Raw genomic sequence first — 12737 nt, 5'->3', positions numbered from 1 at the left:
GTCAGTTCTCCTTCACAGGCAGGGTCGCGGCGAGGACGTTGCCCTCCACCGTCAGCTCGCCGCCGATCTCTTCCACGCGCGCCCGCAGGCCCTTGAGCCCGTAGCCCTCCGGGCCTGTGATGCCGCGGCCGTTGTCGAATACGTCGATGGTCGCAGTCTCCCCCAGCCTATCCACGGTCACCACCGCCGTGGACGCGCCGGCGTGGCGCACGATGTTGCTCAAGCCCTCGCGAACGACGCGCTCCGCCACCGACGCCGCCGGTTCCGGCAGGTCAACCGCATTGACGCGAACCTCCAGCTGCTCGCCGAGCGCGCGCTGGCGGTCTTGCGCGTGGCTGGCCAAACGCTCCAAGCGGGTCGGCAGCGGCGTGCCGGTGGCCGCGCGTTCGGCAGTGTCTTTCATCGCGGCGGTGTCCGCGGAGTTCTCCGCCACGAAGCGGCGCGCCTCCGCCAAGTTTTCGGAGGCGGTGGAGCGGATCACGTCCAAAGTCTCCCGCGCCGGGTCGCCCGCGCCAAGCTGCTTGTCCATCGCGCGGCCGAGCAAAACGATGGAGCTCAACCCCTGGGCCATGGTGTCGTGCACCTCGCGGGCCAGCCGGGCCCGCTCATCTGCCACGCCGGCGGCGCGCTCCGCGTTGGCCGCCTCGCGCTGGGCGGCTTTGAGGTCTTCGGCCATCTGCCGGTAGTGGTCCGCCTCCGCGCGCAGGGCCTGGTAGGCGTGGACGATAAACACGGCCAAGGCGGTGCCGATGGTGGGGCCGACCACCGCGCCGGGCCCGCCCTGGGCTGTTGCGGAGAGCGTAACCGCCAAAAGCGCCGCCGCAGCCGCCATCTCCCACCACTTGGGCAGGATGACGCAGGCGAGCATGACCAGCGGGAATTCCAGCCACACAAAGCCCTTGGAAATCTGCACCAGCCCCACCCACAGCACAACAACCAACAGCAGCCACGCGTACGGCGCCCACGCCGGGTACGCGTTGCCGCGGTTGTGCCACACGGTGCCGGCCAGGTACACGGCGGCGAAGCAGGCGGAGAAGGTGACAGCCGCCGCGGGCGCGCCGCCGCGCAGCTGCCCCACCAGCCCCACCGCCAGCAGCACCGCCACCAGTACGTGCAGGCTCACGCGCAGCAGTTGCAGGAAACGGGTGGTTGACAACATGCGTCTGAGCGTAGATCAACCGATCGGTTGACCGGGATTTCAACCACCAGCCCGATGTGTAACGGTGCAGCTAGACGCCAGTATTGAAGCCATGTTCGTAGGAATTCGAGAAATCACATCAGCCAAGGGGCGCTTCGGGCTGATCGCGGGCACCGTCGCGCTGATCACGCTTCTGGTGGTCGTGCTCACTGGCCTGACCGCCGGTTTGGGCAAGCAGAACACCTCCGCGCTGGAGGCACTGGACCCGCAGTCTGTCGTCTTCCAGGATCCGGAGGACCCGTCGTTCACCACCTCCCGCGTCGAGGCCCGCGACGGCCTGACCCCGCTGGGCACCAGCCAGATGCTGCTGACCAAGGCGGACGGCACCGACGCCGCCGTGTCCATCCTCGCCCTGCCCGAGGGCACCGAGCTGCCGGGCGGCGAGGCACTGGGCAACCAGGCGGTAGCCGCGCCGGGCCTGGAGGTTGGCGAGGGCGAGTCCGTCACCGTCGCCGGCAACCCGATCACCGTCGGCGCCATCGGCGAGGACCTCGCGTTTTCCCACTCCCCGGTCCTGTGGGTGCCCACGGAGTTTTGGAAGGAGTCCATGCACACCAATGCCGACGGCACGGTGCTGCTGGCAGACCACGAGGTCGACGGCGGCGTGTCGCTGACCAAGGCCTTCGACGGCTTGCCGGCCTACTCCTCCGAGCAGGGCTCGCTGAAGCTCATCCAGGGCTTCCTCTACGCCATCGCCGCACTGGTGATCGTCGCTTTCCTCACCGTGTGGACGATGCAGCGCACCCGCGACCTGGCCATCTTGAAGGCCATCGGCGCTTCCAACGGCTACCTGCTCAAGGACGCGCTCGGCCAGTCCGCCGTGCTGTTGGGCGCAGGCGCGGTCATCGGCGGCGCGGCCGCGTTCGGTCTGGGCATGTGGATGCAGGGCTCCGCCCCGTTCTCCCTCAACACCGCCACCGCCGTCGCGCCCCCGGTAGCCATTTGGGCGCTGGGCATGGCAGGCGCCCTGATCGCCACCCGTTCCATTGTCAAGGTCAACCCGCAGCAGGCCCTGGGAGGTGCCGCATAATGCTCGAACTCAAAGACATCACCGTTGCATTCCAGGACGGCAAGGAAATGCGCACCGTGCTGGACCACTTAGGCTTCACCGCCAAGCCGGGCGAGATCACGTTCATCGTCGGCGAGTCCGGCTCCGGCAAGTCCACGCTCCTGTCCGTGGCTGCCGGCCTGATCCAGCCGGATTCCGGCACCGCGCAGCTCAACGGCGTGCAGGTGACCGACGAGGTGCGCCGCGACAAGATCGGCATGATCTTCCAGCAGGCCAACCTCATCGCCGCGCTCAACGTGCGCGACCAGCTGCTGGTGACCGACCACCTTCGTGGGCTGCGCCCACGAAGGGCAAGGGCCGACGAGCTGTTGGCTAAGGTGGGCCTGGAGGGCCTCGGCGACCGCCGCATGGGCGAGCTGTCCGGCGGCCAGCGCCAGCGTGTCGGCATCGCACGCGCGCTGATGGGCGAGCCGGAGCTCTTGCTCGCCGACGAGCCGACCGCCGCCCTCGACGCGGATCGCTCCCAGGACATTGTGAGGCTGCTGCGCGAGCTCACCGAGGAGCGCAACATCGCCTGCGGCTTTGTCACCCACGACCGTTCCCTGATCACCGGACGCGACGAGGTCTTCGAACTCGGCGTCAACGCTGCCGCCTACGTTTAAACTGGCCCGCGTGTTCTACGCAGCCTCCGGCCCCGCCCCGCTCGACCCCGCCCTGCTTGCCCGGGAGATCGCGCGAAGGGCGGGGCTTTCGTCGTGCGGGCCCCAGGTCGCCTCGCTTCCGCCGTTGTTTGATAGCGACCTCGCGGCCGGCGACGGCTATTGGTTGGCGGGGCGAAGCATCGTCGACAAGCTGCGGGCGCTCGACCGCAACGTGGTGGCGTACGAAGTAGACGGCGCCTACATCGTGACCTCCCTGCAGGAGATGGGCCCGACGATGCTGCGCGGGAGCGACCTGGTGCGCGTGCCGCACGGGATTTTCCGGGTGCCGCAGTGGGGCCAGCGCACCTTCGTCGCCGGCGAAACCGCCGAGTTCCTTCGCTCCGTCGCGCCCCTGGAGGCAGCGGGCAGGTTTGTGCAGCCGCGCCGCTACCGCAGGAGGGACCGCGAGCGGGTGGCCAGCACCGAAAATGCCAGCGCGCCCAACACCGCGGACGCGAGCAACGTGCCGGACAGGTAGCCCAGATCCACCGCCGCCGCGCCCACCGCGGAGCCGGAGGCGATGCCCACCTGGAACGTAACCACGGAAATGGAGCTTGCCAGGTCGGGATTGTTGTCGCCCGCGTGCAGGAAAATGGTGGTGGCGGCCGTGGGCAAGGCGCCGGCGGCGATGCCGAAGATGCCGATCACGGCGAACATGGCCAACCCCGAGCCGTAGTGCAGCGCCAGCAGGCCCGCGAGCGCCGTGGTGGCGAGCGCGGCCGCAGCGACGCCGTTGATGCGGATCATGCGCCGGTCCACGCGCTTGCCCGCCCAGGTCACGCCAACCAAACCTGCGATGCCGTACAGGGACACGCCGTAGGGCACGAACTCGTGGCCCGCGGTCGCCTCCACCAACAGCGCCAGGTACGTGAAGGTGGCGAAGATGGCCATCACCGCGAGCATGAGGTAGACCACCAGGGAGGGGATGGCGGACTTCGTGCTGCGCGCCTGCGCGTTGGTGCTCGGCGGGATGGCAGGCAGGCTCGGCAGCGTGATCACCAGCATGATTAGCGCGCCGAGGACTGCAGCACCCAGCACCCACGTGGCGGCGCGCCACCCGATCGCCGCGCCCATCGCCGTCGTCAGCGGCGAGCCGAGCACCATCGACAGCGTGGAGCCGATAGCTACCGACGCCACCGCCTTGCCCGTCTGCCCAGCCGGGGCGATGCGCGCCGCCATGGGGTTGACCAGGGACCAGAACACGCCGTGGGTGAACGCCGCGGTGACACGGCCGGCCACCAGGGTGGCGTAGCTCGTGGCGGTGGCTTGCAGCACGATGCCGCCGATGAGGAAAAACAGGGTGCCGATGAGCAGGTAGCGCCTATTGACGTTGCGCGTTACGTGCATCAGCGGAATGGTCACCACCGCGACCAGGCCCGCGTACACGCTCATGAGCAGGCCGATCTGGCCTTCGGAGACGCCGAGGTCCTGCGCCATCGGGGTGATCAGCCCCACCGCGAACATCTCGAACGTGACGTACACAAAAGCAGCGAAGCTCATCGCCGTCAGCGGGACGACGGGAAACTTCGCTGCTTGTGGGGAAGAACTCTGGGTGGTGTGCACCCGGCTAAGTTACGGCTCCTGGTTGGACAGCGCAAACGCTGCGCCAGCGGCGCCGAGTGCCAGCAGAACCGCCACGATCACGCCGATGATCACACCGGTGCTCGCAGAAGAGCCGCCCTGAGTGGTGTCCGAAGCAGAGTCCATCTTGCGGGTGGTCTCGGAAACCGTCAGGTTGGTCATCGTCGTGGAAGGGGAAGTCACCGTTGCGGTCACCCGCCCGTTGGTGACAGTTTTGGTGACTACCTCGTGGGTGTTGCCCGGCTGGACCGGCGGCGCGGTATGCGTCGGGGTCCTCGTCGGCGCGGTCTGGGCGTCCGGATTCGTGCCGTCGGTGGGCAGAAGCACATTGCCGCCGCCATTCTTGCAGGTTTGGCGGGCCTGCTCGAAGGCGACCATCAGTCTGGACACGCGGCCCGCCTCCTTGGTCTCCGGCAGGTTTTCGTACGCGTCGACCAAAGCGGCGACCTTGTCGGCCGGCATGGACGGGTACGCCTCCGACTGCTGAGCGATCAGGGTCTCGTGGTCCGGTGGCAGCGTGAATTCCTCAAAACCGTCGCGAACCGGCTGCTCGATCTGGCCGGACTGTACTGCCTTATCAACGATGGACCAGTACATGTCGATGTCGAAGGACTCGTGTTCGCTGACCGCCGCGCTGTTCCACACCTGGGTGAAGTATCCACGGGAGGAGTCGAGGTCTGCACCGGTCTGAGCGGCGACATTCTTCGCCTCTCGCTCGATGTTTTGCTCAAGGTTGCTGTTGAAGTAGGTCACGTACGAGCCTGTGAACCTCTCCAAGAATGGCGCGACCGCCTCAGGGGCGTTGGGGTAGACAGTTTCAAACGCAGAGGCCCACCGGGCGCGCTCGTCCACGGTGCCGACGCCGACCTGGCGGTCGAGCGAGTCGATGTACTTCCGTTCTGCGTCATTTACCTTGAACGAACACACGCCATCGCTGGGTGAACCCACCGTAGCTGCACCGGCGGACGGCACGACACACGCACCCGCGACAGTTGCGGCTGCGCACGTGAGCGCTGCGATCCTCCGATTGTTGAACATGGTCTAAGCGTAGCGCAGAGGCACAACATTTCAGTATTCGTGCACCGGGTGATGTGGCTCTCTAATACGAGCAGGGTCGTGCAAATTCAAGGAACTCGCAGGTTACAGGAACGTAAACCTATAACTCTTAGTAAATTTAAAGGAAAAATTTGGTGTCGGTCACGCCCTTCATGGGGTGTTTTCGCTTGTCAACGGCTAAATTACACGTCTGTGATTTGAAGGTATTGATGTCTCAGTGGGTCTGCGATTTGGCGATTTGAAGTATCGACATCGGCCCGAACCCAAGGAAGGCGATGGAAAACGACGGGCTAGAGCTTCCCCGTAATTTTTCGGGCGATGTCGCGTGCGAAGGGGCTGACCCCGCCGATAGTGCCGGCGCCCGGACCGTTGAGGTTGTCGAAGCCGAGGACGTACAGCCCGGGCGTGTCCGGGTCCAAGCCGCGAATGGGCTGCAGGGCAGGACGGAAACCTGTCGCCCAGATCAGCGCGTCAAAGTCGGTGAGCTCGGAAAGGGAGCCGAACATTCCGCGGGCCTCGAGCAGGCCAGCCTCCTTCGCCCGGCGCACCTCGGGCACTTGGACGATGTCGCCGCCGAAGTCGGCGCCGCCTGGGTCGCCGTCGCCGCGCGCGATGGCGACGAAGCGCGCGCGGTTGCGGCGGAACAGCTGCTCGCCGTCGACGTCGTTGGGCATGTACTGCGGCGGGCGGCGCGTGAACCACTGCACGTCCACCCCGGCGAGCGCGAGGTCGGCGACGATCTGCGAGCCCGAGTTGCCGCCGCCGACGACCGCGACGCGCTGGCCGGCGAAGTCCTCGGGCCGCCGGTAGTGGGCGGAGTGCACCTGGGTGCCGGCGAAGGAGCCTGGCACGAAGGGTGCGAACGGTGCGGACCAGATGCCGGTGGCCATGACCACGTTGCGGGCGGTGAGCCCGTTGGCGGTAAACGCGCAGTCGCGGTGAACCACCCGCGAGACCCGCTCGCCGCGGCGGATGGGCAGGTCGTAGCGCTGTTCGTAATTGGTCAAGTACTGCACCACGTGGTCGCGCGGCGGGTAGCCGTCGTAGTGGGGCATGGGCCAGCCGGGCAGGTTGGAAAACTCCGCGCGGGAAAACAGTGTCAGCGCGTCCCAGTAGTGCGGCCAGGCGCCGCCCGGCGTGTCAGCGGCGTCCAGCACGACGAAGTCCGCGCCGTATTTGCGCAGGTAGTAAGACACAGCCAGGCCGGATTGGCCGGCGCCAATGACCAGGGCGTCGAGCATGGGTTAGTCCTCCCCGAGCGCTGCCGTTGCCTCGCGGATGAATGAGGCGATGCGGCTTGCCGGTGCGGGTGCCTCGCCGAACGGCGTCTCGGCGGCCAGCGCCGCGGCGAGGGCGTGGATGTTGGCTGCGTGGTTGAGCGCCTCGTCGATCTCCGTGGCCAGAAACTCCGGATCGCCGCGCCGGGCGGCCGCGTGTGCCATCCGCGCCCCGGCGAGTCCGGAGAGCACATCGCCGGAGCCGGGTGTTGCCGCCCAGGAGCCGCCGGCGTCGATGGCGTAGGCGGTGTCGGTGTCCCACGGGGTGGCAATGACGGTGCAGCGTCCCTTGCGCAGGATGGTGCAGCGCAGCTGGCGGGACAGCTCCAGCGTTTCCGTGAGCCGGTCTGAAGCGGGCGCATCCGCGGCGTCGCGCAGGCGGGAAAACTCCCCGTCGTGGGGCGTGAGCACGGTCGGCAGCTTCCGCGTTGCTGCCTGTGTGAGCAGCTCGGGGTGGTTGGCCATCAGGGTGATGCCGTCGGCGTCGATAAGCACGGGCACCTGTTGGTCCAGCACCCACGCAAGCTCGCGCGCGGCCGACTCGTCCGTTCCGGCACCGGGCCCGAACACCCACGCTTGCACCCGCCCGGCCTCTTCGAGCCTCTGCTTTGCGACGACCTCCGGATGCGCCCGCACCACCTCCGCCGCCTGCGGGCCCACGTAGCGCACCATGGACGGCGTGGCGTGCAGCGCGCCGGCGACGGCCAGAAGCGCGGCCCCCGGATAGTGTTCGCTGCCTGCGCGGATGCCCACCACTCCCCCGCTGTACTTGTCGTCTGTGGGCTGCGGGGCCACGGAATGGACCCGCGCGGGGCGCATCCACTCAAGCGGCGGGGTCCAATCCCCGGCCGGCGGCACGGCGCGGGTGGCGTTGAGCAGTAGCGTCTCCCCCATCTGGCCGTCCTCGATGAGCTGCTCCAGTGACTGGGAAAGCCGGTCCTGGCCGACCGCGATGTCCGCGAGCAGCTGGGTGCCGCAGGCCGGGTTGAGCGCGTGGGCGCGTCGCCACCCGCCGAAGGTGACGGTGGCGTCTGCGGTGACGTGCAGCGCCGCACCGTCGCCGGTGTCTGCCTCGATGCCGGAGGGCACGTCCACGGACAACACGCTCAACTGTGGGAAGTCCAACAACGCCACCACCTCGGAAAGGTCCGCCCGCAGCCCGGCGGTGCCGCCGATGCCGGTGATGGCGTCGATGGCCAGGGTGTAGTCCCAGGGGGTGTCCGGCAGCGCGTCCAGCACCGTGCCGCCGGCGCGTTGGAAGGCTTCAACGGCCCGTTCGTGGGCGTGGCCCGCGGTCAACAGCGCCTCCACCGTGTAGTCGGCCGCCAGCTGCGCGCCCGCGTAGAGCCCGTCGCCGCCGTTGCCGCCCGGTCCGGCCACCACCAGCACCTTGCGCCCGTCGTGCGGGCGGGCGGCAAGCATGTCCCGGGCTGCCTGGGCCACCGCTGCCACGGCGCAACGCATGAGCTGATCCGGCTCGGTTTGGCGCTCTAGCAGCGGTTGTTCGGCCAGGCGGATGTGCTCGGCGGTCCAGGTGAAGTCGTCCATGCCCAAAAGGGTACGTCGGCGTAGCAATCGTCGATAAGCAATCGCTAGACTTACCGCATGCCGTATGAGATCGGGTTCGACCGAGAAAAATATATCCAGATGCAATCCGAGCACATCCAGAAACGGCGCGCCGAAGTCGGCGGCAAGCTGTACCTGGAGATGGGGGGCAAGCTTTTCGACGACAACCACGCCTCCCGCGTCCTGCCCGGATTCACGCCCGACAACAAGATCGCCATGCTGGACCGGATCAAGGACGAAGTGGAAATTGTCATCTGCTTCAACGCCGGCGACGTGGTGCGCCAGAAAATGCGCGCAGACCTGGGCATCACCTACGAAGACGACGTGCTGCGGCTCGTGGATGTCTTCCGCGACCGCGGCTTCCTGGTGGAAAACGTGGTGTGCACCCAGCTTGAGGGCCCGAACCCGAAGGTGGAGGCATTCATGGAACGCCTGAACCGACTCGGGTTGAAAGTGGCGCGCCACTACATGATCGACGGCTACCCCAACGACACCGCGAAGGTGGTCAGCGACGAGGGATTCGGCCGCAACGACTACGTGGAAACCACCCGCGACCTGGTGGTGATGACCGCGCCGGGGCCCGGTTCCGGCAAGCTGGCCACCTGCCTGTCGCAGGTCTACCACGAGCACAAGCGCGGCATCGAGGCCGGCTACGCCAAATTTGAGACCTTCCCCATCTGGAACCTGCCGCTGTCGCACCCGGTGAACCTGGCGTACGAGGCAGCGACGACGGACCTGGACGATATCAACGTCATCGACCAGTACCACTTGGAGGCTTACGGCGAGAAGGTCTCCAGCTACAACCGCGACATCGAGGTCTTCCCGCTGCTGAAGACCCTGCTGCGCGAGGCCACGGGCGCGGAGCCCTACCAGTCCCCCACAGACATGGGCGTGAACATGGCGGGCTACTGCATCTCCGACGACGCGGCCTGCCGGCACGCGGCCGAGCAGGAGATCATCCGCCGCTACTACGCATCGCTTGTGGACGAGCGGCGCGCCGACGCCGATTCCACCGTCTCCGACCGCAACATGAACGTGATGCGCAAGGCGGACCTGACCGTCGCCGACCGTGTCGTGGTGGCCCCGGCGCTTCAGGTGGCGGAGCGCACCGGCAAGCCCGGTGCCGCGCTGGAGCTGCCGGACGGGCGCATTGTCACTGGCAAGACCTCCGACCTGCTCGGGCCGTCGGCCGCGGTGCTGCTCAACGCGCTGAAGCTGCTGGCCGGCATCGACGACGACGTGCACTTGCTCTCGCCGGACTCCATCGAGCCGATTCAGACGCTGAAGACCCGCCATCTGGGATCGGTGAACCCGCGCCTGCACACGGACGAGGTGCTCATCGCGCTGTCCGTGTCCGCCTCCGCCAACCCGGAGGCTGCGCTGGCGCTGGAGCACCTCAAGGCGTTGCGCGGGTGCGATGCGCACATCACCACCATCTTGGGGTCCGTGGACGAGGGCATCTTCCGCAACCTCGGGGTGCTGGCCACCTCCGAGCCGAAATACTGGCGCAAGGCTCTCTACCACAAGCGCTAAGTTTTCCAACACTAACCATTGCGCTCGTTTCGGTTGTCGTTTAGTGTCGGGAACATGCAGGAACAGCATTCGCCGGTGGAAGCTGCATTAGCCGAACTCAACGATGGCCTCGCGGTCGCGCGCACCCAGGCCGCAGACCACGTCACGCTGCCCAAGCAGACCGCCGTGTGGGTGCGCGACCTGCTCGAAGACATGGCGGAGGGGCGCCTCGTGCGCCCGCCGGAGCCGGAAGAAGAGATGACCACCCAGCAGGTGGCGGACCTCCTCGGAGTCTCCCGCCCCTTCGTGGTCAAACTCATCGACGAAGGCAAGCTGCCCGGCCACAAGGTGGGCACGCACCGCCGCGTGTACATGCGCGACGCGCACGCCTTCAAGCAGAAGAGGGGGTAGGGCGCGAAGCGGCTGGTGCCGGCGCAGGAAAGTTTCTCCCGCGGGCCGGGTGGACTTACACTGCCAGGCATGACCAGCAAGATCCTGCTCTACTACAAGTTCCAGCCCATCGCCGACCCGGACGCGGTGCGCCTGTGGCAGCGCGACCTCTGCGAAGGCCTGGGCTTGACCGGCAGGATCATCGTGTCCAAGCACGGCATCAACGGCACAGTCGGCGGGGACATTCGCGCCTGCAAGACCTACGCCAAAAAGACCAAGGAATACTTCACAGGCATCGAGTTCAAGTGGTCCGAGGGCGGGGCAGAGGACTTTCCCAAGCTCAGCGTGAAGGCCCGCGAAGAAATCGTCGCCTTCGGCGCGCCGGGCGAGCTGGAGGTGGACGACAACGGCGTCGTCGGCGGGGGAGAGCACCTCACACCACAGCAGGTCAACGAGCTTGTGGCGGCAAAGCCGGACGCCGTGTTCTTCGACGGGCGCAACGCGCGCGAAGCCGAGATCGGCAGGTTCAAGGGCGCCGTGGTGCCCGATGTGGAGACCACCCACGACTTCATCAAAGAACTCGAGTCCGGCAAGTACGACTGGATGAAAGACAAGCCCGTCATCTCCTATTGCACCGGAGGCATCCGCTGCGAGGTGCTGTCCAGTCTCATGATCAACCGCGGCTTCCAGGAGGTCTACCAAATCGACGGCGGCATCGTCCGCTACGGCGAGCAGTACGGCAACTCCGGGCTGTGGGAGGGCTCCCTTTACGTCTTCGACGACCGCATGCACACCGAGTTCGGCGCGCCGGGAGACCCGGACTACGTCCAGCTCGGCCACTGCGTGCACTGCGGCGAGGCCACCAACCAGTTTTACAACTGCGCCAACGAACCGGAGTGCCGCCGCCAGTACCTCAGCTGCGAGGCCTGCAGGCAGGACAACCCCTACTGTGCCGAATGCGCTACTGCGCAGCCAGCATCCCGACGGTGAGAATCAGCCAGGACATGGTGAACGGCACCAGCGGGAGCCAAAACACGCCCATCCACGGGATCCAGCGCTCGTAGCGGTTGAGCTTGCGCACCGTAATCACCGCGCAGCCCAGCAAACCGGCAACCGGCGGGATGGAGGTGGCCACCGCCCACCACGTGCGCCAAGACTCGGTGCACAGCCAAGCCGAGTCGCCGTCGCAAAGCGGACCGCCCTGCGCGCGGGAGATCGCCGCGAGCACGAACGCCAGCAGCAGCGTAACCGCGACCGTGCCGGCCGCGAAGAAAATGGCGTTGCGCGTGGAGCGGCGGTTGCGGCGATCCACCTCGAGGGGATCGGGCTGATCTGCGAGGTCGTCGAAAGAACGCGGCTCCGGGCGGACGCGCGAGAAGCGGTCGGCTGGGGAGTGAAGGTCGTTCTCAGGATGCTCCATGCGGCCCAACTTACTGGCCGTTTCGCGTCTTCAGAGCCCGGCGCGGGCACACCACAACGGGAACGGAGGCGTAGCGGATGAACTCGCCCTCCCGCGTGCCAACAAACACACTGGTCAGCTGCTGCGACGGCTGGGAACCCAAAAACATGATGTCGCCCTTTTTCCACTTCACCGAGTCGATCGAGCGCTTCCAGGACTTCGCAGCAGAAATCGCGCTGGTGACGTCGAAGTTGTCGCAGCGATCCGGCGCGAACTCCTCCGCCAGCGCCCACGCGTGGTCGCGCGCGCGGTCGAGGATGCCCAAGGTCTGCTCGTTCCACGCGGAGGAGTGCTTGTCGTACTCAGTGGGTGAGAAGGCGATAATGCGCAGTGGCAGGCCCAGGGCGCAGGCCATGGTGGTGGCGTAGTCCAAACCGGAAAAGTCCGGCTCCGCTGGCTCGTCTTCCATCACAATCGCGTACGTCACGCGCGTGATGCCCTTCTTGGACAGCTTCACACCGCGCGGGGCCAAGCCCAGCGGCACGGGGGACGAACGCATCATCTCGTCCGCCACGCTGGACGGGCGGAAGCGGCCTTTCGGCGTCTTGGCGCGAGAGCCCAAAAGGATCAGGTCTGCGTCGAACTCGTCCGCCGTCTCGTACAGGGAGCGCACCGTGTCCTTGCTGTCCACCAGGCGGGCGACCTGCTTGGACCAGTGGGACTGCGGGATGTGCTCCTTCAGGGTCTTTTCCACGCGGGAGTCAAAGGAAGACTGCGCCTCTTTCATCCGCTTTTTGCGGCCCTTTGCCGCGTTGGCCAGGGACTTGAACCACGGGGACTGGGTGCTGGCCATCACCTGGATCTGGACGGGCACGCAGCGGCCGAGCCAGGCGGCGAACTCCACCGCCTCGGTATTGGCAACGTCCCATCCCACCAGCACGCGCACCGGCGAGTCGACACCGGGAAGGCGCGGGCCGTCAGCGCCATTCGAGCTGCTCAGAGCCGTCCTCCTTGAACAATGTCCGCTTCGGCGGTGTATCGGATATTG

13 protein-coding genes are annotated in these 12737 nt (G+C 66.9%); 6 read left to right on the top strand and 7 right to left on the bottom strand.

Features of this window, described 5'->3' with window-relative positions:
• Nucleotide 1: 1 nt before the first annotated feature.
• Nucleotides 2-1159 (bottom strand): sensor histidine kinase, encoded by a 1158-nt coding sequence (locus tag CFOUR_RS10910; RefSeq protein WP_290179474.1) that lies wholly within the window; start codon nucleotides 1157-1159, stop codon nucleotides 2-4.
• 91 nt (nucleotides 1160-1250) lie between these two features.
• Between CFOUR_RS10910 and CFOUR_RS10905 the strand changes: the two genes are divergently transcribed.
• Genes CFOUR_RS10905 through CFOUR_RS10895 form a run of 3 tightly spaced genes read left to right on the top strand, consistent with a single transcriptional unit; the run spans nucleotide 1251 to nucleotide 3386 of the window.
• Nucleotides 1251-2228, top strand: a complete 978-nt coding sequence (locus CFOUR_RS10905; RefSeq protein ID WP_085957130.1) for an ABC transporter permease — start codon at nucleotides 1251-1253, stop codon at nucleotides 2226-2228.
• Nucleotides 2228-2869 carry an ABC transporter ATP-binding protein gene (locus tag CFOUR_RS10900; RefSeq protein ID WP_179154795.1) on the top strand — a complete coding sequence of 214 codons (642 nt, stop codon included), beginning with the start codon at nucleotides 2228-2230 and terminating at the stop codon, nucleotides 2867-2869. The genes CFOUR_RS10905 and CFOUR_RS10900 overlap by 1 nt, the downstream gene beginning before the upstream one ends.
• A gap of 10 nt (nucleotides 2870-2879) precedes the next feature.
• Nucleotides 2880-3386 (top strand): hypothetical protein, encoded by a 507-nt coding sequence (locus CFOUR_RS10895; protein ID WP_290179470.1) that lies wholly within the window; start codon nucleotides 2880-2882, stop codon nucleotides 3384-3386.
• Here the strand turns inward: CFOUR_RS10895 and CFOUR_RS10890 are convergent.
• The 4 genes from CFOUR_RS10890 to CFOUR_RS10875 all read right to left on the bottom strand — a co-directional run bounded on the left by CFOUR_RS10890 (nucleotide 3296) and on the right by CFOUR_RS10875 (nucleotide 8370).
• Nucleotides 3296-4408, bottom strand: coding sequence for an MFS transporter (locus CFOUR_RS10890; protein ID WP_290179468.1), 1113 nt, complete (start codon nucleotides 4406-4408; stop codon nucleotides 3296-3298). The genes CFOUR_RS10895 and CFOUR_RS10890 overlap by 91 nt on opposite strands.
• Nucleotides 4409-4480: 72 nt before the next feature.
• Nucleotides 4481-5416: a hypothetical protein gene (locus CFOUR_RS10885; protein ID WP_085957131.1), complete on the bottom strand. Its 936-nt coding sequence runs from the start codon at nucleotides 5414-5416 to the stop codon at nucleotides 4481-4483.
• A 419-nt stretch (nucleotides 5417-5835) separates the two neighbouring features.
• On the bottom strand, nucleotides 5836-6786 hold the full coding sequence (locus CFOUR_RS10880; RefSeq protein ID WP_290179466.1) for an NAD(P)-binding domain-containing protein: 951 nt from the start codon (nucleotides 6784-6786) through the stop codon (nucleotides 5836-5838).
• A 3-nt stretch (nucleotides 6787-6789) separates the two neighbouring features.
• Nucleotides 6790-8370: a bifunctional ADP-dependent NAD(P)H-hydrate dehydratase/NAD(P)H-hydrate epimerase gene (locus tag CFOUR_RS10875; RefSeq protein WP_290179464.1), complete on the bottom strand. Its 1581-nt coding sequence runs from the start codon at nucleotides 8368-8370 to the stop codon at nucleotides 6790-6792.
• A gap of 57 nt (nucleotides 8371-8427) precedes the next feature.
• Here CFOUR_RS10875 and CFOUR_RS10870 point away from each other — a divergent pair, with 57 nt between their 5' ends.
• The 3 genes from CFOUR_RS10870 to trhO all read left to right on the top strand — a co-directional run bounded on the left by CFOUR_RS10870 (nucleotide 8428) and on the right by trhO (nucleotide 11280).
• Nucleotides 8428-9921 carry a DUF1846 domain-containing protein gene (locus CFOUR_RS10870; protein WP_085957133.1) on the top strand — a complete coding sequence of 498 codons (1494 nt, stop codon included), beginning with the start codon at nucleotides 8428-8430 and terminating at the stop codon, nucleotides 9919-9921.
• 54 nt (nucleotides 9922-9975) lie between these two features.
• Nucleotides 9976-10311, top strand: a complete 336-nt coding sequence (locus CFOUR_RS10865; RefSeq protein WP_085957134.1) for a helix-turn-helix domain-containing protein — start codon at nucleotides 9976-9978, stop codon at nucleotides 10309-10311.
• A 69-nt stretch (nucleotides 10312-10380) separates the two neighbouring features.
• Nucleotides 10381-11280: an oxygen-dependent tRNA uridine(34) hydroxylase TrhO gene (gene trhO, locus CFOUR_RS10860; RefSeq protein WP_085957135.1), complete on the top strand. Its 900-nt coding sequence runs from the start codon at nucleotides 10381-10383 to the stop codon at nucleotides 11278-11280.
• Here the strand turns inward: trhO and CFOUR_RS10855 are convergent.
• Both CFOUR_RS10855 and CFOUR_RS10850 read right to left on the bottom strand, forming a co-directional pair.
• The gene (locus CFOUR_RS10855; protein WP_085957136.1) at nucleotides 11252-11710 is read right to left on the bottom strand and encodes a hypothetical protein; all 459 of its coding nucleotides are present in this window, start codon (nucleotides 11708-11710) and stop codon (nucleotides 11252-11254) included. The genes trhO and CFOUR_RS10855 overlap by 29 nt on opposite strands.
• A 10-nt stretch (nucleotides 11711-11720) precedes the next feature.
• The gene (locus CFOUR_RS10850; RefSeq protein WP_143338975.1) at nucleotides 11721-12629 is read right to left on the bottom strand and encodes a universal stress protein; all 909 of its coding nucleotides are present in this window, start codon (nucleotides 12627-12629) and stop codon (nucleotides 11721-11723) included.
• Nucleotides 12630-12737 lie beyond the last annotated feature (108 nt).

This window comes from Corynebacterium fournieri, from assembly GCF_030408775.1.
GTDB lineage: Bacteria > Actinomycetota > Actinomycetes > Mycobacteriales > Mycobacteriaceae > Corynebacterium > Corynebacterium fournieri.
This window is presented reverse-complemented; position numbering and strand designations above follow the sequence as displayed.

Excerpts from the sequence above, each read along its gene's own strand:
- CFOUR_RS10910 (WP_290179474.1), bottom strand. The coding sequence starts at position 1,159 with ATGTTGTCAACCACCCGTTTCCTGCAACTGCTGCGCGTGAGCCTGCAC.
- CFOUR_RS10905 (WP_085957130.1), top strand. The coding sequence starts at position 1,251 with ATGTTCGTAGGAATTCGAGAAATCACATCAGCCAAGGGGCGCTTCGGG.
- CFOUR_RS10900 (WP_179154795.1), top strand. The coding sequence starts at position 2,228 with ATGCTCGAACTCAAAGACATCACCGTTGCATTCCAGGACGGCAAGGAA.
- CFOUR_RS10890 (WP_290179468.1), bottom strand. The coding sequence starts at position 4,408 with ATGAGCTTCGCTGCTTTTGTGTACGTCACGTTCGAGATGTTCGCGGTG.
- CFOUR_RS10880 (WP_290179466.1), bottom strand. The coding sequence starts at position 6,786 with ATGCTCGACGCCCTGGTCATTGGCGCCGGCCAATCCGGCCTGGCTGTG.
- CFOUR_RS10875 (WP_290179464.1), bottom strand. The coding sequence starts at position 8,370 with ATGGACGACTTCACCTGGACCGCCGAGCACATCCGCCTGGCCGAACAA.
- CFOUR_RS10870 (WP_085957133.1), top strand. The coding sequence starts at position 8,428 with ATGCCGTATGAGATCGGGTTCGACCGAGAAAAATATATCCAGATGCAA.
- CFOUR_RS10865 (WP_085957134.1), top strand. The coding sequence starts at position 9,976 with ATGCAGGAACAGCATTCGCCGGTGGAAGCTGCATTAGCCGAACTCAAC.
- trhO (WP_085957135.1), top strand. The coding sequence starts at position 10,381 with ATGACCAGCAAGATCCTGCTCTACTACAAGTTCCAGCCCATCGCCGAC.
- CFOUR_RS10855 (WP_085957136.1), bottom strand. The coding sequence starts at position 11,710 with ATGGAGCATCCTGAGAACGACCTTCACTCCCCAGCCGACCGCTTCTCG.